This is a genomic window from Bacillus sp. 3255 (assembly GCF_031456485.1).
GTDB lineage: Bacteria > Bacillota > Bacilli > Paenibacillales > NBRC-103111 > Paenibacillus_E.
Map to the genome: position 1 here is coordinate 36,035 of NZ_JAVDUS010000032.1, position 21,493 is coordinate 57,527.

Annotated in this window: 16 protein-coding genes; all 16 read left to right on the top strand. The window is 51.4% G+C overall.

Going from position 1 to position 21,493, the window contains the following annotated elements:
• The first annotated feature begins 55 nt into the window (after positions 1–55).
• Entirely contained in the window at positions 56–637 is a 582-nt protein-coding gene (locus J2X61_RS34280) for a S1 domain-containing RNA-binding protein (RefSeq protein ID WP_274473209.1), read from the top strand.
• Positions 638–1,227: 590 nt separating this feature from the next.
• Positions 1,228–3,720 (top strand): stage II sporulation protein E, encoded by a 2,493-nt coding sequence (spoIIE, locus tag J2X61_RS34285; RefSeq protein WP_274473210.1) that lies wholly within the window; start codon positions 1,228–1,230, stop codon positions 3,718–3,720.
• A gap of 133 nt (positions 3,721–3,853) precedes the next feature.
• Positions 3,854–4,561, top strand: coding sequence for a class D sortase (locus tag J2X61_RS34290; protein ID WP_310194782.1), 708 nt, complete (start codon positions 3,854–3,856; stop codon positions 4,559–4,561).
• Positions 4,562–4,763: 202 nt separating this feature from the next.
• Positions 4,764–8,108 (top strand): collagen binding domain-containing protein, encoded by a 3,345-nt coding sequence (locus J2X61_RS34295; RefSeq protein ID WP_310194787.1) that lies wholly within the window; start codon positions 4,764–4,766, stop codon positions 8,106–8,108.
• Between the two features lie 146 nt (positions 8,109–8,254).
• Positions 8,255–8,974 carry a vWA domain-containing protein gene (locus J2X61_RS34300; RefSeq protein WP_274473240.1) on the top strand — a complete coding sequence of 240 codons (720 nt, stop codon included), beginning with the start codon at positions 8,255–8,257 and terminating at the stop codon, positions 8,972–8,974.
• Positions 8,958–9,869 carry a serine/threonine-protein kinase gene (locus J2X61_RS34305; RefSeq protein WP_310194790.1) on the top strand — a complete coding sequence of 304 codons (912 nt, stop codon included), beginning with the start codon at positions 8,958–8,960 and terminating at the stop codon, positions 9,867–9,869. The genes J2X61_RS34300 and J2X61_RS34305 overlap by 17 nt, the downstream gene beginning before the upstream one ends.
• Before the next feature lie 36 nt (positions 9,870–9,905).
• A complete protein-coding gene (gene tilS / locus J2X61_RS34310) occupies positions 9,906–11,321 on the top strand; it encodes a tRNA lysidine(34) synthetase TilS (protein WP_310194792.1) in 1,416 nt (471 codons plus the stop codon).
• 70 nt (positions 11,322–11,391) lie between these two features.
• Positions 11,392–11,931 (top strand): hypoxanthine phosphoribosyltransferase, encoded by a 540-nt coding sequence (hpt, locus tag J2X61_RS34315; protein WP_274473217.1) that lies wholly within the window; start codon positions 11,392–11,394, stop codon positions 11,929–11,931.
• Between the two features lie 95 nt (positions 11,932–12,026).
• Entirely contained in the window at positions 12,027–13,976 is a 1,950-nt protein-coding gene (gene ftsH / locus J2X61_RS34320) for an ATP-dependent zinc metalloprotease FtsH (RefSeq protein WP_274473218.1), read from the top strand.
• A gap of 200 nt (positions 13,977–14,176) precedes the next feature.
• Positions 14,177–15,115 (top strand): quinolinate synthase NadA, encoded by a 939-nt coding sequence (gene nadA / locus J2X61_RS34325; RefSeq protein WP_274473219.1) that lies wholly within the window; start codon positions 14,177–14,179, stop codon positions 15,113–15,115.
• Between the two features lie 159 nt (positions 15,116–15,274).
• On the top strand, positions 15,275–16,885 hold the full coding sequence (nadB, locus tag J2X61_RS34330; protein WP_274473221.1) for an L-aspartate oxidase: 1,611 nt from the start codon (positions 15,275–15,277) through the stop codon (positions 16,883–16,885).
• A 1-nt stretch (position 16,886) separates the two neighbouring features.
• A complete protein-coding gene (gene nadC / locus J2X61_RS34335) occupies positions 16,887–17,756 on the top strand; it encodes a carboxylating nicotinate-nucleotide diphosphorylase (protein ID WP_274473222.1) in 870 nt (289 codons plus the stop codon).
• Entirely contained in the window at positions 17,753–18,517 is a 765-nt protein-coding gene (locus J2X61_RS34340) for a type III pantothenate kinase (protein ID WP_274473223.1), read from the top strand. Before nadC ends, J2X61_RS34340 begins: the two co-directional genes overlap by 4 nt.
• Before the next feature lie 23 nt (positions 18,518–18,540).
• Positions 18,541–19,407: an Hsp33 family molecular chaperone HslO gene (gene hslO, locus J2X61_RS34345; protein ID WP_274473224.1), complete on the top strand. Its 867-nt coding sequence runs from the start codon at positions 18,541–18,543 to the stop codon at positions 19,405–19,407.
• Positions 19,408–19,443: 36 nt separating this feature from the next.
• The gene (locus tag J2X61_RS34350) at positions 19,444–20,394 is read left to right on the top strand and encodes a peptidylprolyl isomerase (RefSeq protein WP_274473225.1); all 951 of its coding nucleotides are present in this window, start codon (positions 19,444–19,446) and stop codon (positions 20,392–20,394) included.
• A 110-nt stretch (positions 20,395–20,504) separates the two neighbouring features.
• Positions 20,505–21,446, top strand: coding sequence for a cysteine synthase A (gene cysK / locus J2X61_RS34355; RefSeq protein WP_274473226.1), 942 nt, complete (start codon positions 20,505–20,507; stop codon positions 21,444–21,446).
• The last annotated feature ends 47 nt before the right edge of the window (positions 21,447–21,493 follow it).

Genomic DNA, 21,493 nt, shown 5'->3' on the forward strand with positions numbered 1-21,493 from the left:
TTATAATCGGCGTAGCCAGTGTTTTCAACATTTTAAGGGAGGAACATTTTACTTTATGGCAATTGAAGTTGGCACCAAGTTAGAGGGTAGAGTGACGGGGATTACTCACTTTGGAGCATTCGTCGAGCTTGCTGAAGGAGTTACCGGTCTTGTTCACATTTCGGAGATCGCAGACAATTATGTGAAAGACGTTAATGACCATTTAAAGCTGGAAGACAAGGTATTGGTCAAAGTGATTAACGTGGACAAGGATGGCAAGATCGGACTGTCGATCAAGCAAGCGATTGACAAGCCAGTTGAGGAAAGACCAGCTCGTCCTGAACGTACAGGTGGCAGCAGCTATCAAGGACGCCCTAGCGGAGATCGTCCAGGCGGTTACCAAGGCAGCCGCCCAAGCAGTGGCGGAGATCGCAGTGGTCCTCCGAGCGGTGGTCCGGGTGGTGGCGGTCGTCCAGGCGGCGGCTTCAATCGAGGCGGTGGCGGCCGTGGCGGCTTTAACAAGCAGCAAGGCGGAGCTAGACCTGCTTCTTTCGAAGATAAAGTATCTCGGTTCCTTAAAGATAGTGAAGAGCGGATTTCGTCCTTGAAGAAGAACACTGAGTCCAAACGCGGTGGCCGGGGCGGAAGAAGAGACTAATAGATGATAATAAGAACCACATTCGCTTAGGCGGATGTGGTTTTTTTCGCTTTTGCTGCTTGGGTACCTGGTGTATGCTGAATTGTGCTGACGAAGCCGAAAGAATCGCGGCGCCATGAAACGGAAATACGATCCCTTATTTACTCCAAATGCGCCTCGTTAGCCCTCGAAGGGGAAATACGATCTTCTATTCTGCTGTTTTTGGCTGAACAGAGTGGCAGCGAATGTGAATAAGGCCCTGTATTTCCGCAAAGTCAGGAAAATCGGCTGATTCTGCTCAAATAGCGCACTCCATTTCCCTTTCGTTTACATTACCCGCATATTACAATTCATCGGACCGCCCATACGAATCGACAGGGTGTTACGGGTATCTCCCCCATCTGCATGGCGAAAGTTCGGGGCGATCAGACTTTTGGATACGCGCTCACCCGGAGAAAGCGAGGCGAGGCAAGGGTTGGCGCGTGCTGACACGGCCGGCGCGGCTTGTCGGAAATTTCTTTGAATCTATCAACTCATTCTGACAAACTTTCTGCTAGATTGTCTCTATACTAGAGAAACAAATAAGGGAAGAAATGGATGGTGTTCAAAACATGCAAAGACGAAGCTTAGGCGCGGTGATTGGTGGCGGAATGTCAGGATTGTGGCAAAGAACGAAAACAGGTGCACGCAGCGCAGCAGTGGAAAACCGGTTTGTTCAAGCCTTCGTGGCGAAGAAGTGGACGCTTCTGCTCATCGTAATGGCTTTCCTGCTCGGACGCGCAATGATTTTGGAACAGTTGTCCCCGTTTGCTCTTGCCTTTATAGCGGTTATTTATTTTACAAGAAGAGATATTCTGCATTGGGTTGGGGTTGCAGCGTTCGCCGGAAGCTTGCTGTCGCTAGGCGCCAACACCGGATATCTCGTGACAGAGATCATCGTATTCCTGCTCATTCAGAAAGCGCTGGAGAAGTTCGAGCGCTCCGATGTATCGTTGGCGCCGATTCTTGTGTTCAGCTCGACGTTCCTGGTTCAGCTCTTTGCCGAGCTGGTCGTATCGAACCTAACCTGGTATACGCTCATGATGCTCTCGGTGGAGGCGCTGCTCAGTCTGGTGCTGACACTGATTTTCATACAAGCTATTCCCGTCTTCACTCTTACCCGGAGAAACTATCATCTGAAACATGAAGAAATCATATGCTTAATTATTCTGCTGGCATCCGTTATGACAGGGACGGTGAGCTGGATCATGGGACCTGTCACGGTGGAGCACGTGCTCTCCCGTTACTTGATTCTGCTGTTTGCGCTAGTAGGCGGTGCCCCTTTCGGAGCTTCGGTTGGCGTCATCACAGGGCTAATCTTAAGCCTTGCGAATAGTAACGCTGTGTACCAGATGAGCTTGCTGGCCTTCTCTGGCATGTTAGCGGGCCTTCTTAAGGAGGGGAATCGGCTCGCCGTTGCCTTTGGGATGCTGCTCGGATCATCGATTCTATCGTTCTATATGGGAACGGGCGCCGATGTCATTAATTCAACCTGGGAGTCGCTCGCCGCCGTGACGCTGTTCCTGCTGACGCCGCGAAGTCTTATTCAAACATTGGCGAAATACGTGCCGGGCACGCAGGAGAATCTCAAGTCGCAGCAGGATTACGCGAAGCGGGTGCGCGATGTGACCGCCAGCCGGGTGGAACAGTTCTCGGAAGTGTTCCGCCAGTTGTCCCGCAGCTTCAAGCAATTAACGTCAGACGATGCGGTCAGCCGCAAGGAGGAGGAAGTCGGGCATTTCATGAATGCCGTTGCGCAGAAGGCGTGCGATTCTTGTTGGAAGAAGAGCCAATGTTGGGACCAAAAATTTTATCAAACGTATACCTATATGACGGATATGATGACCTCTATCGAATCGAAGGAGAATATGAGCAAGAAACACATACCGCCGGAATGGAAGAAGGTGTGCAATCGTACGGAACAAGTGCTCGATGTCATGAAGCACCAATATAGCTTGTATAAGAATGATTTGCACTGGAAAAAGCAGATTATGGACAGCCGTCAACTCGTGGCGGATCAGCTGTCCGGCGTATCGCAGGTGATGGAGGACCTGGCGAAAGAAATTAAGCGGGAAGGGCAGGAATTGTTCCTTCAAGAAGAGCAAATCCGTCATGCGCTGGAGGAACTGGGCTTATCCATTCACAGCATCGACATCATCTCCTTGGACGAAGGAAATATTGAAATTGAAATAATCCATCAATATACGAAGGGATTTGATGAATGCCGCAAAATCATTGCGCCGCTGCTGAGTGAAATTATCGGCGAGAATGTCGCCGTGATGCGAGAGGAGATGCATGAGCGCGGCGAGGGCTACAGCACGGTCGTGTTCGGCTCCGCCAAGGAATACGTAGTGGAAACCGGCGTCGCCGGTGCAGCGAAAGGAGGCGACATTTTCTCCGGCGACAGCTATTCGACCGTAGAGCTGGGCAATGGCAAGTACGCCGTTGCGCTGAGCGACGGCATGGGCAATGGCGAGCGGGCGCGGGCTGAGAGCCAGACCGCCCTGAACATTCTGCAGCAGCTGCTGCAGTCGGGTATGGACGAGAAGCTCGCGATCAAGTCGCTGAATTCGGTTTTGATGCTGCGCTCCTCCGATGAAATGTACGCAACGGTGGATATGGCTTTGATCGATATGTACAACGCCAATACCACGTTCATGAAAATCGGCTCGACCCCGAGCTTTATTAAACGCGGAAATGAGGTGATCCCGATCTCCGCCAACAATTTGCCGGTAGGCATCTTGAACGAGATCGATGTGGATCTGGTTTCGATTGCCCTTCAACCAGGCGATATCCTCGTCATGATGACCGACGGCATTTATGATGCGCCAGGGCATGCCGTGAATAAGGAGATGTGGATGAAGCGGATGATCCACGAAATCGACACGACCCTGCCGCAGGAGTTCGCGGACTGCTTGTTGGAGCGTATTTTCCGCCATCATCATGGCGAAATTCAAGACGATATGACGGTGCTCGTCGCGCGCGTTGAGAAACGGCAGCCCGAGTGGGCTACGTTCCGCTGGCCGGGAATTACGCGGATGGAGCGTCCGAAGACCGTCAGCTAGCCAGGAAAGTGAAGCCGTAACAGCTCATTTGCTGTTGCGGCTTTCGCTGTGAACTTGAAGATGAGAAGGTGAAGAAAGGCGGTACGGCATGTTCAGGAAAATGCTTTCCCTCATATGCATCGTTCTTGGTGCCTTGATTTTTCTATATCCGACCCTGAATGATCGGTATGAGAGTTATCAGCAGCAGAAGATTATGAACCAGTGGCAGGAAAGTTTGCAAATCATGGATCAGATTTCGGATGAGGAGCGTGAGACGGTATTACCTGCAGGCACAGATCCAACGATAGAGAACGTAGAGACTGCTGAGGCAGCCCACGCCGCAGAGGCGGTGAATTCAGCGGACGCTGTTGTGCCAAGTCCGCAGGCAGCTTTGCCTAGCGATAAGCCGGTTAAGCCTGTGGTCATGCAAGCTGCAGCGAAGCCGACACCAATGCCCAAGAACGTTGAGGGCGTGCTGAAGATCGAGAAAATTAATTTGAAACTACCGATACTGACGGATGCAACCGTCAAGAATTTGAAAGTTTCCGTCGCGAGTATAGCCAATACGGGGAAACCGGGCGAGGTTGGCAACTATGCGATTGCCGGCCATCGAAATTTGACGTACGGGAAAAACTTCAATAGGTTGGATGAGGTCGAAGCGGGAGACGTCATCGAAGTAGAGACCGGCAGCAAACAGTTTGTATACATCGTGGATGAGAAGCAATATGTCCTGCCCACGGACATTTCAGTCCTGAAAGGAAATGGCACAGACAAGGAGATTACGCTAATTACCTGCCATCCGATGGATAATCCGACGCATCGATTAATAATTAAAGGGAAGATTGTAGAATCATCGGACTAATGAGAAATAGGGACCCTAGGGGTCCTGTTACGCCGTATACAATACAAAATGTATCTGTCATTATTAAAAATGATACAATTTGTATTGTATATTTTCGGTTATTTTGATACATTTTGTTTCATAGACTATAAAGATATTTGTTTATTTCAGATTCACACACTCAATAGGAACGGAGGGAATTATGAACATGTTGAAGAAGGAAATGAAAGTTTTGCTAGTTATTCTGTTAGTCTTCATGCAGTGCCTGTATGCAGTTGGTCTCTCGACCAAAGCCAGCGCTACCGCAATCTCCGATAATATCTTGGACAGCGTAACCATGGCTGTCTACGATAGTTCGGGACAAGTCGTGACCGGGAACGTATATGAACAAGGCGCCAGAGTGAGGCTGGACTACACCTGGTCTTTGCCGGACGGTCATAGTTACCGCTCAGGCGACACCTATCTGTTTACTCTGCCGGAGCAATTTCTGTTGTACAATAGCGTGAGCGGTATATTGAGCGCCGGTGACGATCAGGTTGGAACCTTTCAGGTTGATAAGGATAGCCGCAAAGTTACCATTACATTTAATAATTTTATTGAGAACCATGATAATGTGAGAGGTACCCTTACTTTCAATACCCAATTCAACAAAAGCCAAATAAAAGGCAGCACGACGCAGATTATCAAAATTCCGGTTCAATCCGGAGAACAGGTGTTTACGATCGTCTTCAGGCCGGATGTTCCTTCTACCATTAGCAAATCCGGAACGGCCGAGGGCTTTAATACGAAGCGAATCGATTGGACCGTCGACGTCAATAAATCGCTAGACGTCATTCAGCAGGCGATCGTTACGGATCCTCTCCCTGACGGGTTGGCCGCCCCGGTCACCGTTGCCGTTTATCAACTGGATGTGCAGTTGGATGGCACGACGACGCTGGGTACGCTGCTCGACAGCAGCCAATATACGATCAATACGGCTGGAGGGGGACTTTCGGTACGATTCGCGGATAATCCGATAACGACTGCCTACCGGATTCAATTTGCGACTCCCATTACGGATACTTCCAAAACGTCGTTTGTGAATACCGCTACTCTGGCCGGAAGCAACAAGGCGCCGGTTCAAGCAACTGCAACAGTTGCCGTCCAGCATGGCAGCGAGCTTGATAAAATCACAACTGACTATACAACAGGAACCCAGACCATAGGTTGGGCAATCAAATACAATTATAACGAAGCCAACATCGCACAGTCGGCCGCTTGGCTGTCGGACCTGTTCAATGAATCCCAGGAACTCGTTGCAGGCTCCATGCAAGTCTATCCCGTTACATTGTCTGCTTCCGGCAGCGAGGTGCTGGGCAGCCCGCTGTCAGACGCAGAGTATACGGTAACTCCGCAAACGGCTGCGGGCAAAAAAGGATTCAAGCTGCAGTTCCTTCATGATATTTCGCAGGCGTACAAAATAGTATATAAGACTAAGTCGAGCAATCCCGTTCTGGACAATGGTTCCGTCACCAACACCGTGACGTCGGGCGGCGGAAGCAGTGACACGGCTGTAAGGCCCATCACGCAGGTGGCGATTGTCAAAAGCGACGGGCATGTCGATTATAATACCAAGATCGTTGAATGGAATATTGCGATCAACGGGGACAGCCAGCAAATGAGCCACGTGATTGTAACGGATACGTTCCCGTATAAGGGCATGCGTCTGCTTCCCGAAACCTTCGTCATTAAACAAGGCACAGGGACACTAGACCCGTCTGAATATACATTAGACAGTACGGTAGCTCCTGAGGATGGCTTCCTCGTCAGGTTCAATCATCTGCTAACCGGACCGGTGACCATCAATTACAAAACATCGTTTAATTTGGATTGGATTCAACCTGCAGGCAGCAGAACCGACTTCCTGAATTCGGCCCAAATCGCCTGGTTGGATCGTGCGGAGGAAGAACAAAGCAAGACAGTGACGGATATTTTCAATCCAAGGAATGAAGTCAAGAACAACGGGTTCAAGAACGGCGCTTACAACCCGGTGACCAAACAGCTTACCTGGATCGTCGGTGTGAACTACAATAGTAAACCGATCCAACAGGCCATCGTGGAAGATCTGCTGGAGTCCAACCAGAAGCTCGTCGAAGGCTCGCTTGCCGTTCACAACATGGTTATCGCCGCGAACGGCAATCAGTCCGTAGGCACAGCTATCGACCCTGCCGCTTATGAGTATCAGGTGGATGCGTCCAATAAGCTTATAGTGACATTTAAGCAAGCGATTGCCGGGCCGTATTCCATCGTCTTCAAAACAAGTCTGGACGGACAGTTAATTAACGGCTCCGTGAAAAATACGGCGAAGCTGTTCGATGGAAACTTACCTGTATCGAATGATCTGACCGGAACGGTTCCGATCCCGCACGGGGGCGAGTACGTGACCAAGAAAGGGCTGCAGAGCGGCGATAAGATTAACTGGACCGTTACGATCAACCAAGGGCAGTCCACTCTGAACGACGCCGCCATCATCGATACGCCGACGGAGAATCAGGTCTTGCTGCTCGATACGTTCCATTTGTATAAAACGACGGTTGCTATAAATGGGGATATTACCAAAGGGGCGGAATTAACGAAGGGGGTCGACTATGCGCTAGTTGTCGATACCACGGCCAAAGGCAAGCAAACCTTCCGCCTGCAGTTCGTAAATCCCATTCATTCCGCCTATATCTTGGAGTACCAATCGCTCATCGCTGCCAATGATAAAGACACCGTATCCAATCAAGTCAGCTTGACCGGCAACAATACAACGACGGTAACCAAGGAGACGGTTGAGGACATTATTGTCGGCGTTTCCAGCGGCTCCGGTACCGGCAGCGGAGTGAGGGGCTCGCTTTCCGTGAAGAAGGTGGATGCGTCGAATAACACGGTACTGCTTAGCGGAGCTACGTTTGACTTGTACCGGAAGGCCGGCCAGACGCGCGACAAGGTGGGCACCATGGCCACGAATGCAAGCGGGATCGCCCAATTCGCCGGCCTGTTGAAGGGTGACTATATCGTGAAGGAAAGCACGGCGCCTGCCGGGTATGAGCTCAATACCAGGGAGTATCCGGTTGCCCTTGGTTCCGGTGAGAATGTAACGATAACCGTCACCAATACCAAGTCTACCGAGCCGCCGGAGCCGACCAATACGCCAGGACCGACCAATACGCCAAGGCCAACCGAGCCGCCGGGGTCTGACACCTCGGATGATGGTCCGGACCCGACGCCAAGCGCTTCGGTAACGCCGGTGCCGAGCGGGACACCTGCTCCTTCCGCCTCACCGAGCCCGAGTCCAGGCACAAGCGCGAAACCGAGCCCAAGCCCAAGTCCGAGTCCGGGGCTGACACCATCGCCATCGACCGGACCGGTTCCTTCCGTCAGCCCTAACCCGACGGATCCGAACCCTCCGGCGGTGGATCATTCTCCAGGCAACCAGCCGGAGACGCTTCCGGTGACGGGCGAATCCAGTCATACTGCGGTGAAAATCGCCGGACTGGCGCTTATTGTTCTGGGCTTCATTTTAAGAAGAAGATGGCGTAGAAATTGAAATTGACCCTAAGCCTTAACAGCTCATTTGCTGTTAGGGCTTTTTTGTCCGCTTCCTATGATTAGAGCCTCTCGAAAATGGAAAAACTAGGAGAAGAACTGCTAGAGAGATCAATCTTTTGTTCCACTAGGGAGGCAATTGTCATGATGAAACAGATTTTGCTGATTACAGATGGATGCTCGAACGTCGGCGTTAGTCCGGTTATCGCGGCTGCAGAGGCGCACGCTGAGGGGGTTACAGTGAACGTCATCGGCGTCGTCGACCAGGGAGAGCTTGGCGTACTAGGCTCTGAGGAGATTCGTGAGATTGCAGCCGCAGGGGGCGGGATGAGCCGGATTGTGAATTCCGTGCAGCTGTCCCAAACGGTTCAGATGATGACGCGCAAGACGGTAAGCACAACCATCCAGCATGCCGTAGGCAAGGAGCTGCAAAGCATTCTGGGCATCAACCAGCTGGAACAGCTTCCGCCGGAGAAGCGGGCCGAAGTGGTTCAGGTCATTGACTCGATGAGTGAAACCTCTGCGCTGCGCGTTGCGCTTTTAATAGATGCTAGTGCTAGTATGAAGCCTAAGCTCGCAGCTGTAAGGGAAGCGATCCACGATCTGCTGCTGAGTCTCAGAGCCCGCACCGGCAAGAGTGAGCTGGCTGTGTTCCATTTCCCTTCGACGAAAACGAGAGATCAGGAACTCGAGATGGACCACGGTTGGACGAATCAGCTTGCAAATTTGGACAAGATGTTCTATAAAATAAACATGAAGGGTACGACTCCGACAGGTCCGGCGCTCCTGCAAACCTTGCAGTACGTGGCGGAGAAGCCTTTCTCACCAACGACCGGGGATGGGATGCTGAGTGACTACGTGGTATGAGGAAGCCTTTCGCCCAGGCTCAGAAATCCGAGGCAAATGGAACGGCCGCACCTATGTGGTCGAACGTCTGTTAGGTGCTGGGTCGAACGGCGTCGTGGTTCTCGTACGAAGAGGAACAGCGAGGTACGCATTGAAAGCAGGACACGAAACGGTCGACCATCAATCGGAGATCAACTCGCTGCTTGCCATATCGCTCACAGACACTTCATTCAAAAATTTTCTGATTGATACCGACGACATGTCGTTCAGCGGGAAGGATATATCGTTCTATGTCATGCGGTATATCGAGGGAATGACGGTATCGCAATTCATTGCGAAGCGCGGCCAGGATTGGATTTATGTCATCGGCGCGAATCTGCTCCGCAAGCTGACCGAGATTCATAAGAGCGGTTACGTGTTCGGAGATTTGAAGATTGAGAATATGATCGTATCCAATTATGGGAATGTCGACCTCATCGATTTCGGCGGTGTGACGCCGAAGGGCAGAGCGATTAAGCAATTGACCGAAGTATACGATCGCGGCTTCTGGAATATGGGGGAGCGGGTAGCGGAAGAAAGCTACGATATTTTTTCATTTGCCATTTTACTTTTGAAATCGCTCGATCAGCGCAAACGTTTTGCCTCTTATATCAAAATGCTTCCGCAGAACAGGGACCTGGATCAAATGGCGGCCATCATGCGCGAGAATCCGGTCGCCGCGCAGCTTGCCCCGTTTCTGCACAAAGCGCTGCGGGGGGAATTCCGCACTTCGGAGGAAGCTTATCATTTCTGGAAAAAGCTCATGTCAGGCAAGAAGCTGGCGCAGCCTGCGCTGAGCATGCCGTGGCTCAAAATTTGTTTCGCCGCTTCCATTTTTATTTTCGGGGCTACCGTTTATGTATATTGGTTGAGTTAATGGATAAGGAAAGCGTAAGTGGGAAAGGATTACACAATGAACATCGATCTTGCCGCCAGCGTGCGGCAGCGAATCATCGAAGAGAAGCTCGCGGTTTCGGGAGATGTTGTGGTTGTTGCGGTATCAGGGGGGCCTGATTCCGTGGCGCTGCTTCATGTCCTTTTTGCGCTTGCCAAGGAGTTCGACTGGAAGCTGGTTGTGGCGCATGTGAATCATCAATTCCGCGGAGCGGAATCGGATGCCGAGGCCGCCTTCGTCGCCCGCTTGGCGGAGCGGCTGGGGCTGTCTTGTGAAATCGGCGTTATTGATGTGCCTGCTTATATAGAGGCGACATCGCTGAACGGGCAGGCCGCGGCCCGCGAGAAACGGTACGAATTCCTGCATCAGGTGGCGGATGCCTACAAGGCGGAGCGGATTGCCTTCGCCCATCATGCGGATGATCAGGCCGAGACGGTGATGATGCGAATTGTGCGGGGAACCGGCCCGTCGGGGCTTGTGGGAATGCCGGAACGCAGGCGCGAAAAAAAAGTGGAACTGATCCGGCCTTTTCTACGTATATACAAATCAGATATTGTGAATTATTGCGCTCAGCACCAAATTACTTATTGTAAAGACAGCAGCAATGAGCTGCGGAAGTACTTTCGTAATCAAATTCGGCTTGATGTGATGCCGATGCTGAAGCAGTATAATGAACAGCTTCCGGAATCGCTGAACCGTTTGACGGAGATGATGCGCGCTGAGGACGATTATCTGGCAGTAGAAACCGAACGGGTACTGCGCCGGATAGTGACTTTTCAGGGGGCGGGCTGCCGCTTGACGCGAAGTGATTTCACCGGACTGCACGTTGCTTTACAAAGGCGTTTGATTAAATTAATATTAAACTGTCTTTGTTTGGGAATGGACCGGCTGGACTTTATCAGGATTGAAAGTATCCGTGAGTTGATGTCGCAGGACCAGGTTTCGAATCAAGTACTTCAGGTCGATGATGCGCTTTATATTGTGAGAGAATATGAAGCCATTCTGTTTCAGACATCTGAGCCTGTCCCGAAGCCCTATGCTTATGAGCTGGGGGCGGACACGGATGAGCTGGACCTTCCGGAAGCCGGGGCCAAGCTGCTATGCGCCAGGATGCCTGCCAATTCGGTAGATGCCTCTTCCATTGTTCCGTTAGCAACGGACATCTATTTGGATCTCGGTCAACTCCGGTGGCCTCTTACGATAAGGAGCCGCAGGTCGGGAGACCGATTGGAACCACATGGTTTAAACGGGTCCAAAAAGGTAAAAGATATGTTCATTGATGCCAAAATGCCGTTAAGCCGGCGTGATGTCATCCCGTTACTGGTCGATGCTTCCGGGCAAATCCTCTGGATTGCCGGCTTTCGTAGGTCCAAGCATGCTCTGGTCGGAACCGACACAGAACGTGTGCTTCATATGAAGCTCGTGCTGAAGTAACATGCGTAAATTTCGTTCTTCTAGAATGTAAATTTATAAGGATTCATAATATAATCTAGGGGGTTCATCCTTGTACAGCGACATTCAAGAGGTTCTTTACAGCGAAGAACAGATTCAAGGGAAAATTAAAGAATTGGGAGAGAAACTCTCCAACGATTACGAAGGCAAGAATCCATTGGTTATTTGCGTGCTTAAGGGAGCTTTCATTTTCATGGCAGACCTCGTGAAGCAAATCCGCGTACCATTGGAAATCGATTTCATGGCTGTATCGAGCTACGGACAATCCACGAAGTCATCCGGTGTCGTCAAGATTATCAAAGATCTTGATGTACCTGTAGAAGGACGGCACATTCTTATCGTGGAGGACATTATCGATAGCGGATTGACGCTGAGTTATCTGATAGATGTGCTAGAGCGACGCAATGCCAAAACGATCTCGGTCGTGGCGCTGTTTAATAAACCGGCACGCAGAACCGTTGAGCTCGAACCTGATTACGCAGGGTATGAGCTTCCCGATGAGTTCGTTGTCGGATATGGTCTGGATTATGCAGAGAAATACCGCAACCTTCCATTTATCGGCATATTGAAACCAGAGATCTACACGACGTAATGTCATATCACCGGCTCATCCATGCGGTTAATTTGTAGTGCTTTACCGGGATATGGTAAAATAATAAAAGTGTGCCGTTCGAGAGGAGGCTTGGGATGAATCGAATTATCCGGAATACCGGTTTTTATTTGCTTATATTTTTGGTAACAGTAGGTATCGTCCATTTCATCAGTACCCAAAACGAACAAAAGGAATTAATTACTTACGATAAATTCCGCCAAGCGGTCGTTAACAAAAACGTGGAATCCGTAACCCTGAAGTTCGATGGATACACGTATTTGATTAAGGGTAAGTACATTAACCCTCCTAATGGTGTGGATAAGAAAAGCTTCGAAACCCATGCTCCATATGAGCCTTTGGTCGTTCAATTGATTGAAGCGAATGGCGTTCCGACGGAAACCTACGAGACGATGGAGCGGGATAGCGTCTGGATTTCCTTTCTTACATCGATTATTCCATTTGTCATTATCTTCATCTTGTTCTTCTTCTTGTTGAATCAAGCGCAGGGTGGCGGGGGCAAAGTGATGAACTTCGGCAAGAGCCGTGCCCGCTTATATAATGAGGAGAAGAAGCGTGTCACCTTCGAAGACGTGGCAGGCGCAGATGAAGAGAAGCAAGAGCTGGTTGAGGTTGTTGAATTCCTGAAGGATCCTCGGAAATTCGCCGCGGTCGGCGCCAGAATTCCGAAGGGGGTTCTGCTCAACGGGCCTCCGGGAACAGGTAAAACATTGCTTGCACGGGCGGTTGCCGGTGAAGCGGGCGTACCGTTCTTCAGTATCTCCGGTTCCGACTTCGTGGAGATGTTCGTCGGTGTCGGCGCATCCCGTGTGCGTGACTTGTTCGAGAACGCGAAGAAGAATTCGCCTTGTATTATCTTTATCGATGAGATCGATGCCGTTGGTCGTCAGCGCGGCGCCGGCTTAGGCGGCGGACATGACGAGCGCGAGCAAACGCTCAACCAATTGCTCGTAGAGATGGACGGGTTTGGCGCGAATGAGGGCATCATCATCGTTGCGGCGACGAACCGCCCTGACATTCTTGACCCTGCGTTATTGCGTCCAGGCCGTTTCGACCGTCAAATCACGGTTGACCGTCCGGATATCAAAGGACGCGAGGCTGTACTGAAAGTACATGCCCGCAACAAGCCGCTCGCCAAGGACGTGAAGCTGGACTCCTTGTCCCGTTACACAACCGGATTCACGGGCGCTGATCTGGAGAATTTATTGAACGAGGCGGCTTTGATTGCCGCACGTCGCAACCGTAAAGATATTTCCATGGCGGAGATCGAGGAAGCATTCGACCGGATTATCGTCGGTACGCAGAAGAAGAGCCGGATCATCAGCGAAGCCGAGAAACGCATCGTTGCTTATCACGAGGCCGGACACGCAATCATCGGCTACTATGCGGAGAACGCAGATATGGTGCACAAAGTAACGATCGTGCCGCGCGGACGCGCTGGCGGATACGTGATGATGCTGCCCAAAGAAGGCGAAGACCGCATGATGCAGACGAAGAACGAGCTGCTGGATAAAGTGACGGGCCTCCTTGGCGGCCGTGTTGCCGAAGAGCTTTTCATCGGCGAGATCGGTACAGGGGCTTACAGCGACTTCCAGAAAGCGACGGGCATCGTTCGCCGCATGATTATGGAATATGGGATGAGCGATAAGCTTGGACCTATGCAATTCGGCAGCTCCCAAGGCCAAGTGTTCTTGGGCCGCGATATCGGCCATGAACAGAACTACAGTGATGCGATTGCCTACGAGATTGACCAAGAGATGCAGCAATTTATTCGTACGTGCTACGACCGCGCTCGCGCGATTCTAACTGAGCACACGGATCAAATGCACCTCGTAGCGAAGACGCTGCTGGAGAAGGAAACGCTGGATAAAGATGAAATTATCGAGCTCTTGGAGAAAGGCAAGTTGAATGCAGGCGACGATGAAGATGTCAAAGTGAACATTCAGCCGCAAAGCCAAGCTAACGATAGCAATAAATTCGGGTTCGATAAAGAGAAGGATTCGAATTCGGGTCAATCCGAAGAGTAACAAGCAATGGCATGACGCAAATCCGGGTACACGTTTGGTGTACCCGGATTTTTCTGCTTATTTCGGCTTTTTTACGCATTGACAGGGGATGCGGGAATGTGTAAATTAGTTGTAAATCTCTAATTTCATGACGTTTAGATCATACTACGTTCAGTTAGTTATGAAATACATTTACGTCCCAGACAGGGGAGGAAGCATCCATGGAAGCTTTAGCACTAGAGCGCAAAGCGGAGCAGAACCGTCAGTTGAAAGAACGGTTGCTTCAACTGAAGAAAGAACGGAATGCTATTATTCTTGCTCATTATTATCAGCGTGATGAAGTACAAGAGGTTGCCGATTTCCGGGGGGATTCCTTCCTGCTAGCGCAGAAGGCGGCACAGACCGATGCAGATGTGATTGTATTCTGCGGGGTTCATTTCATGGGGGAAAGCGCCAAGATTTTAGCGCCGAACAAAACGGTTATTATACCGGATGAACGCGCAGGCTGCCCAATGGCCGATATGGTCAATGTCGAAGGACTGCGGGCTTTGAAGAGACAGCATCCGAATGCCAAGGTCGTTGCTTACATTAATACATCGGCCGACGTAAAGTCAGAAACAGATATTTGCTGTACATCGGCAAATGCCATAAACGTCATCAATTCCGTCGACTCGGATGAGATCATCTGGGTACCGGATAAAAATTTGGGCGACTATGTATCAAAATTCACAAGCAAGAAGGTCATCATCTGGGAAGGCTACTGCAACACCCATGATATGCTGACTGTCAAGGACGTAGAAGAAATGAAAGCGCAGTATCCGAACGCTCAATTCGTCGTTCATCCGGAATGCCGTCCGGAAGTGGTGAAGCTCGGCGACTTCGTAGGCAGCACGACGGCGATTATCAAATATTGCAAAGAGTCCGATTGCAAGGAATTTATTGTCGGTACGGAAGACGGAACAGGGTATCAACTGCGTCTGGACAGCCCGGACAAACAGTTCCATTTTGCTACGAAATACTTGGTTTGCCCGAATATGAAAGTGAATAACCTGAAGAAAATTGTGAAATGTCTGGAGACCATGCAGCCGGAAATTTATGTACCGGAAGATGTAGCCGATAGAGCAAGATTGTCATTAGAGCGCATGTTACAAGTAAAGTAGCATGCGCTACTCTCTTGTTGGATTGAAATTGATAGGAAAGCAGCGTGTTGATCTTATTAGATGAAGCTACCCTCGCATGGAGAAGGAAGGAATCTCTCAGTCCGTCTAGGATTCTATCCTTCCCTTGCGAGAAATAATGGTAAAGAACGGGTGGGCGGCATGATTCCTAGATATCTCATAGACATAGATTTAGATTCCATTCCTCATGTACATACCGATGTCATCGTCATAGGTGCCGGCATTGCCGGTTTATTCACGGCGCTGCGCGCCAGTGAGACGAAGAAAGTATTGATGATTACGAAGAAGTCGCTCTTGGACAGCAATACCCGCTATGCGCAGGGCGGTATAGCAGCCGTTATCTCGGATGAAGATTCACCGGAATATCATATGCAGGACACGTTGATTGCGGGAGCGGGGCTCTGTTCGCCAGAGGCGGTCGACGTTCTTGTTCACGAGGGTCCGAATGGCGTTCAGGACCTCATTCGCATGGGAACCAAATTCGATCTGGAGAACGGGGAATTCGCTCTGACCAAGGAAGGGGCGCACAGCCAGCGCCGTATCCTGCATGCGCAAGGCGACGCGACGGGCGCCGAGATCGTAAGAGCCTTGTCGGAGCGCACGAAGCAGGACCCGAACATCGAGATCTGGGACGATCATTTCGTCATCGATCTGATTACGCAGGACGGCGAATGCTACGGTGCCCTTGTGCAGAAACCGAACGGACAACGCGTGTTCGTTCGCGGCAACGCCACGATCCTCTGTTCAGGCGGTACCGGCCAGCTATTTCGCTACACGACCAACCCGGATATTGCGACCGGCGACGGCATCGCGATCGCTTATCGGGCCGGCGCGCAAATTCAAGATATGGAATTCGTGCAATTCCATCCGACAGCGCTGTGCTACCCCGGTGCACCGCGCTTTCTTATCTCGGAAGCGGTGCGAGGCGAGGGGGCTTATCTGCGGAATGTCAAAGGCGAGCGCTTCATGGACCGCTACCATCCCCAGCTGGAGCTGGCTCCAAGGGATGTTGTCGCCCGTGCCATCGTAGATGAGATTGAGAATTGCAAATCTACCTTCGTCTATTTGGATATTACGCATGAATCCGAAGAATTGATTAAGCACCGTTTCCCTACCATTTACGAATACTGCCTGAATTATGGCTTGGATATGAGCACCGACTGGATTCCCGTCGCTCCGGCAGCGCATTATATGATGGGCGGCGTGAAGACGGATCTGCACGGGGAAACGCTTGTTCGCCGGCTGTTCGCTTGCGGAGAAGTGTCGTCTACCGGCGTGCACGGAGCCAACCGGTTGGCGAGCAACTCCTTATCCGAGGCCATCGTATTCGGAAGAAGAATCATTGAGCGCATTCAGGAGCTGCCGCCTCTGAATAGCGACATTCAAATACGTGCGGAAGCTGCCGCCCCGAGAACGGAAATTCCGAATCAGGCCGTCGTCGAGAAGAAGCTGAAGCTGCAGAAGGTGATGCTTCGCTGCGCGGGCCTGAGGCGTTCGGCCAAAGGACTCGAGAAAGGGTATGAGGAGCTCTCGAGACAGCTATCGATCTTCGATTCGCTGATGACGAAACGGGAAGAGTATGAGTTTGCGAATTTGCTGAGCTGCGCTCTGCTGACGACAACAGCGGCCATTGCCCGGGAAGAGAGCCGCGGCGGCCACTACCGGGAAGACTTCCCGGAACGCAATGACGAAGTGTGGAAGAAGCATATTGTTTTCAAGCGCGGGGAAGATAGCATTGAGGAGTGGATATAACATGCTGGATATAAATATGGAACTCATTCGTAAACATATACGCCTTTGGTTAGAAGAAGATATTGGCACAGGTGATGTCACGACTCTGACAACGATCCCTTTGGACCACGCGTCCAAAGGGATTATCCACGTCAAAGAAGACGGAATTATTTGCGGACTGCCGATTGCCCGTGAAGTGTTCGCTGTCGTAGATCCGTCTCTTCGTTATGAAACTAAAGTCGCCGAAGGATCGTCTGTAGTTAAAGGGACCATACTAGCGGAAGTGGAGGGCAGCACCCGGAGTATTTTGCTGGGCGAGCGGTTAAGCCTGAATCTGATGCAGCGAATGTCGGGAATCGCGACGCGAACCAGGGAGTTCGTGAACGCGCTCGAGGGGCTGCCGACGAGGTTGGTCGATACGCGCAAAACGACGCCTGGCCACAGGCTGCTAGAGAAGTATGCGGTTCGTGTGGGCGGCGGACACAATCACCGTTTCGGCCTGTATGATGCGGTCATGATCAAGGATAACCACATCAAAGGCTCGGGCGGGATTACGCAAGCCGTGCAAGCGGCCAGAAGCCAAATCCCCCACACGATGAAGATTGAGGTTGAGGTTGAAGATTTCGACCAGCTGCAAGAAGCGTTATCGGCCGGTGCAGATATCATCATGCTGGACAATATGGTACCCGCCAAGATGAAAGAAGCCGTAGCTATTATTAAAAACAAAGCACCGCATATTGTAGTAGAGGGCTCGGGCTCGGTGACGACGCAAACCATCAAGGCGATGGCGGAATCCGGCGTTGATGTGATTTCCGTTGGACGGCTGACCTACTCGGTAGCAGCGCTGGACATTTCATTGGATCTTAACGAACGGAAGGGGACGGCGTTATGATTCTTGTTATTGACGTAGGGAATACCAATATTGTGCTTGGTCTCTATCGGGAGCGTACGCTGCTGCACCACTGGCGGGTTAGCACGAACCGTTCGGCGACCGTTGATGAGTACGGAATGCAGCTGCACAGCCTGTTTCAACATTCGGGAATTCATTTCGGCGAAGTCGAAGGGGTTATCATTTCCTCTGTCGTTCCTCCGCTCGTGAGCACCATGGAAAACCTCTGTCTGCATTATTTGAAGAAGACGCCGTTCATTGTGGGTCCGGGGATCAAGACAGGACTTAACGTGCGCGTGGATAATCCCAAAGAGGTCGGAGCCGACCGTATTGTGAACGCGGTGGCGGCACTGGAGCTTTACGGTGCTCCCAGCATCATCGTAGATTTCGGAACGGCGACGACGTACGATTACATCGATCCTTCCGGGCAGCTGGTCGGCTGCGCGATTGCACCGGGCATCGGGATCTCGACCGAAGCGCTGTATCAGAGGGCGGCGAAGCTGCCGCGTATCGAGCTGGTCAAGCCGAAGAGCGTAGTGGGCAGGAATACGGTAGCTGCGATGCAGGCCGGGATCATCTTCGGATATGTTGGGCAAGTCGATGGAATTGTTGAACGTGTAAAGCAGGAATATAATGTCAATCCTACAGTCATAGCGACAGGCGGGCTTGCGGAGCTCATCTCCAGCGAATCCCGGACGATTCAAATCGTGAACCCCTTGTTGACCTTACAAGGACTGCAAATGATTTATGAGAAAAATGCTTAGGCTTTTTCAAGAAAGGACGTAACATGAGCGATTATTTGATTCGGGGAACAGCCCTGCAGGGGAGAGTCCGCGCATTTGCGGTGCAAACGACGGAACTCACGGACGAACTTAGCCGAAGACACCAAACGACGCCGACGGCGACAGCCGCTCTGGGAAGAACGGCCGCAGCAGGTCTGCTGCTGGGTGCGATGCTCAAAGGCGAAGAGCACCTGATCGTTCAAGTCAAAGGCGGTGGCCCCATCGGTCAAATCGTTGTAGACGCCAATGCCAAAGGCGAGGTGCGGGGATACGTAGATAATCCGTTCGTTGACCCGCCGCTCAAGGAGAACGGCAAACTGGACGTTGCTGCTGCCGTAGGAACGGAAGGTTTTCTTTACATAACCAAGGACCTTGGACTCAAAGAGCCTTATAGAGGCAGTATTCCGATTGTTTCCGGAGAATTGGCCGAAGACTTCACCTTCTACTTCGCGAAATCGGAGCAGACGCCATCGGCGGTAGCGCTCGGCGTATTGGTGAATGTCGACCACTCGATTCAAGCGGCCGGCGGCTTCGTTATCCAACTGCTTCCTGGCTTAACGGATGAAGAGATTGGCGAGATCGAGGAGATGCTTTCGCGCATCCCATCCTTTACGACGATGCTCGGCGGTGGGCTGTCCCTAGAGGAAATTCTCCTAACGGTTCTGCCTTCCTTCCAGAAGCTGGACCAGATGGATGTGAGGTTCCGATGCAAATGTGACCGGAAGAGAATTGAGGCTACGTTAATTTCTTTGGGCAAAGATGAACTTCAAGAAATTTTGGATGACGAGGGCTTTGCGGAGGTCGTTTGTCATTTCTGTAATGAAAAGTACCGCTTCAATGAGGAAGAGCTGAAGCAGATGATCAACCAATAGTTCAGCTGCATTAAGTGAAAGTAAGAGGGAGTCAGGATGCAGAACGTAAAGCGGTTGTGGGGAGCCATCATCGTGATGGCCGTATGTTGTCTCGTGCTCGCATCCTTGCTGATCATCCGTTCCATGAACCCACCAGAACCAAGTCCCCAGGCAAGTCCTGGGCAGCAAGGCGAGAAGAGCGACGGGCAGGTCATCGCCAAAGTCGGAAGTCGTGAGATCACGAGGCAGGAACTTCAAGCGGCGCTGGAAAGTCACTATGGCGCAGAACTGTTAGGTCAACTGTTGGATCGTGAAGTGATCCGTCTGGAGGGCGACGAAACGGGAACGTCGGTTGGAGAAGCGGAGATAAACCGTGAGCTGAAGCGGATGCAGCAGGGCTATGAGAGCGAAGAGCAATTTTATGCATCCATGCAGAATCAGTTGGGGCTATCTCAGCAAGAAATCAAAGAAGATGTGATGAATAAGCTGCTCTTGGAGAAGCTGGCCACCATCCATATTGTAATTACGGATGCGCAGGTTGATGATTACATCAAGACGCATCAGGATGAATTTAAGCAGGAGATCGAGTATGACATCCAGCAGATTATCGTCAGCACCAAGGATCAGGCGAACAAGGTTCTGGCGGAGCTGGCGAAGGGCGAACGGTTCGAGATATTGGCCAGAGACCGGTCTTTGGACGATGCAACCAATAATTCAGGCGGTGAGCTAGGCTGGATTGAAGGGGACGATCCGTTCGTAGCGGCTCCCGTTCTCGAGGCGGCTAAGCTGCTGAAGGCAGGGGAGGTCAGCAAGCCTGTGCCTGTCGCTCAAGGCTTCGCTATTGTGAAGCTGCGGAATAAGCGGGAGAAGGTGAATCCGGACAAAGCTTTCATCCGCGAGAATGTGCGCAGGGAGCTCGCGCTTCAGGAAGCGCCGCCGCTGAAGGACTACGTCTCCCAACTCCGGACGAAGTGGCAAGTGGCCATTGTAGACCCGTCATTCAAGTGACCCCCTGAAAATGGGGTTGACAACCAGTGGGCGCGTTGATAAGATAAGTAATAATACCTACTAATTAACTCGGAAATCATTCTTTACTCAATCTGGAGGGGGACCTAGCAATGGCAAGATTAGTTCAGAGCGTTACGGATTTGATTGGAGATACACCGCTTGTTCGTTTGAATCGTGTGGTTCCGGAAGGAAGCGCTGAAGTTTATGTGAAGCTGGAGTACCAGAACCCGGGTGCCAGCGTTAAGGATCGTATTGCAATCTCCATGATTGAGGTAGCGGAGAAAGAAGGCATCTTGAAGCCGGGCGATACCATTGTTGAGCCTACTAGCGGTAATACAGGTATCGGTATTGCGCTTGTTGCAGCTGCCAAAGGATATAAAGCGATTCTGGTTATGCCGGAAACGATGTCCTTGGAGAGACGCAACCTGCTTCGCGCTTATGGCGCACAGCTCGTTCTTACACCTGGAGCGGAAGGCATGAAAGGTGCGATCAAGCGTGCGGAAGAGCTGAAAGCGGAGAACCCGTCCTATTTCATCCCGCAGCAGTTCGAGAACCAAGCGAATGTGAAAATTCACCGCGAAACAACAGGCCCAGAAATCGTGGAAGCGATCAAAGGCCATGACGGTAAACTGGATGCTTTCATTGCGGGTATCGGTACCGGCGGTACAATCACAGGGGCTGGCGGCGTGCTGAAAGAAAACTTCCCAGGCATCAAAATCTATGCGGTTGAGCCATCCGCTTCCCCGGTTCTTTCCGGCGGCAAGCCAGGCCCTCACAAAATTCAAGGTATCGGCGCAGGCTTTGTGCCAGGTATTCTGAACACAAACATTTATGACGAAATTATTCAAGTCGAGAATGAAGATGCATTCGAGACTTCACGCCGCGTAGCGAAAGAGGAGGGTATCCTGGGCGGAATTTCCTCCGGTGCTGCCATTTACGCAGCGTTGAAAGTAGCCAAAGAACTTGGTGCCGGCAAGCGCGTTGTGGCTATTGTGCCTAGTAACGGTGAGCGTTACCTGTCCACGCCGCTTTACCAATTCGAAGAGCAATAAGACAACCGAAGCAAGCCTCAGCTCCTGGAGCTGGGGCTTTTTTTCTG

What these genes read in the sequence shown, in the direction of transcription:
- J2X61_RS34280 (WP_274473209.1), top strand. Translation starts at nt 56, where the DNA reads ATGGCAATTGAAGTTGGCACCAAGTTAGAGGGTAGAGTGACGGGGATT.
- spoIIE (WP_274473210.1), top strand. Translation starts at nt 1,228, where the DNA reads ATGCAAAGACGAAGCTTAGGCGCGGTGATTGGTGGCGGAATGTCAGGA.
- J2X61_RS34295 (WP_310194787.1), top strand. Translation starts at nt 4,764, where the DNA reads ATGAAAGTTTTGCTAGTTATTCTGTTAGTCTTCATGCAGTGCCTGTAT.
- J2X61_RS34300 (WP_274473240.1), top strand. Translation starts at nt 8,255, where the DNA reads ATGAAACAGATTTTGCTGATTACAGATGGATGCTCGAACGTCGGCGTT.
- tilS (WP_310194792.1), top strand. Translation starts at nt 9,906, where the DNA reads ATGAACATCGATCTTGCCGCCAGCGTGCGGCAGCGAATCATCGAAGAG.
- ftsH (WP_274473218.1), top strand. Translation starts at nt 12,027, where the DNA reads ATGAATCGAATTATCCGGAATACCGGTTTTTATTTGCTTATATTTTTG.
- nadA (WP_274473219.1), top strand. Translation starts at nt 14,177, where the DNA reads ATGGAAGCTTTAGCACTAGAGCGCAAAGCGGAGCAGAACCGTCAGTTG.
- nadB (WP_274473221.1), top strand. Translation starts at nt 15,275, where the DNA reads ATGATTCCTAGATATCTCATAGACATAGATTTAGATTCCATTCCTCAT.
- nadC (WP_274473222.1), top strand. Translation starts at nt 16,887, where the DNA reads ATGCTGGATATAAATATGGAACTCATTCGTAAACATATACGCCTTTGG.
- J2X61_RS34340 (WP_274473223.1), top strand. Translation starts at nt 17,753, where the DNA reads ATGATTCTTGTTATTGACGTAGGGAATACCAATATTGTGCTTGGTCTC.
- hslO (WP_274473224.1), top strand. Translation starts at nt 18,541, where the DNA reads ATGAGCGATTATTTGATTCGGGGAACAGCCCTGCAGGGGAGAGTCCGC.
- J2X61_RS34350 (WP_274473225.1), top strand. Translation starts at nt 19,444, where the DNA reads ATGCAGAACGTAAAGCGGTTGTGGGGAGCCATCATCGTGATGGCCGTA.
- cysK (WP_274473226.1), top strand. Translation starts at nt 20,505, where the DNA reads ATGGCAAGATTAGTTCAGAGCGTTACGGATTTGATTGGAGATACACCG.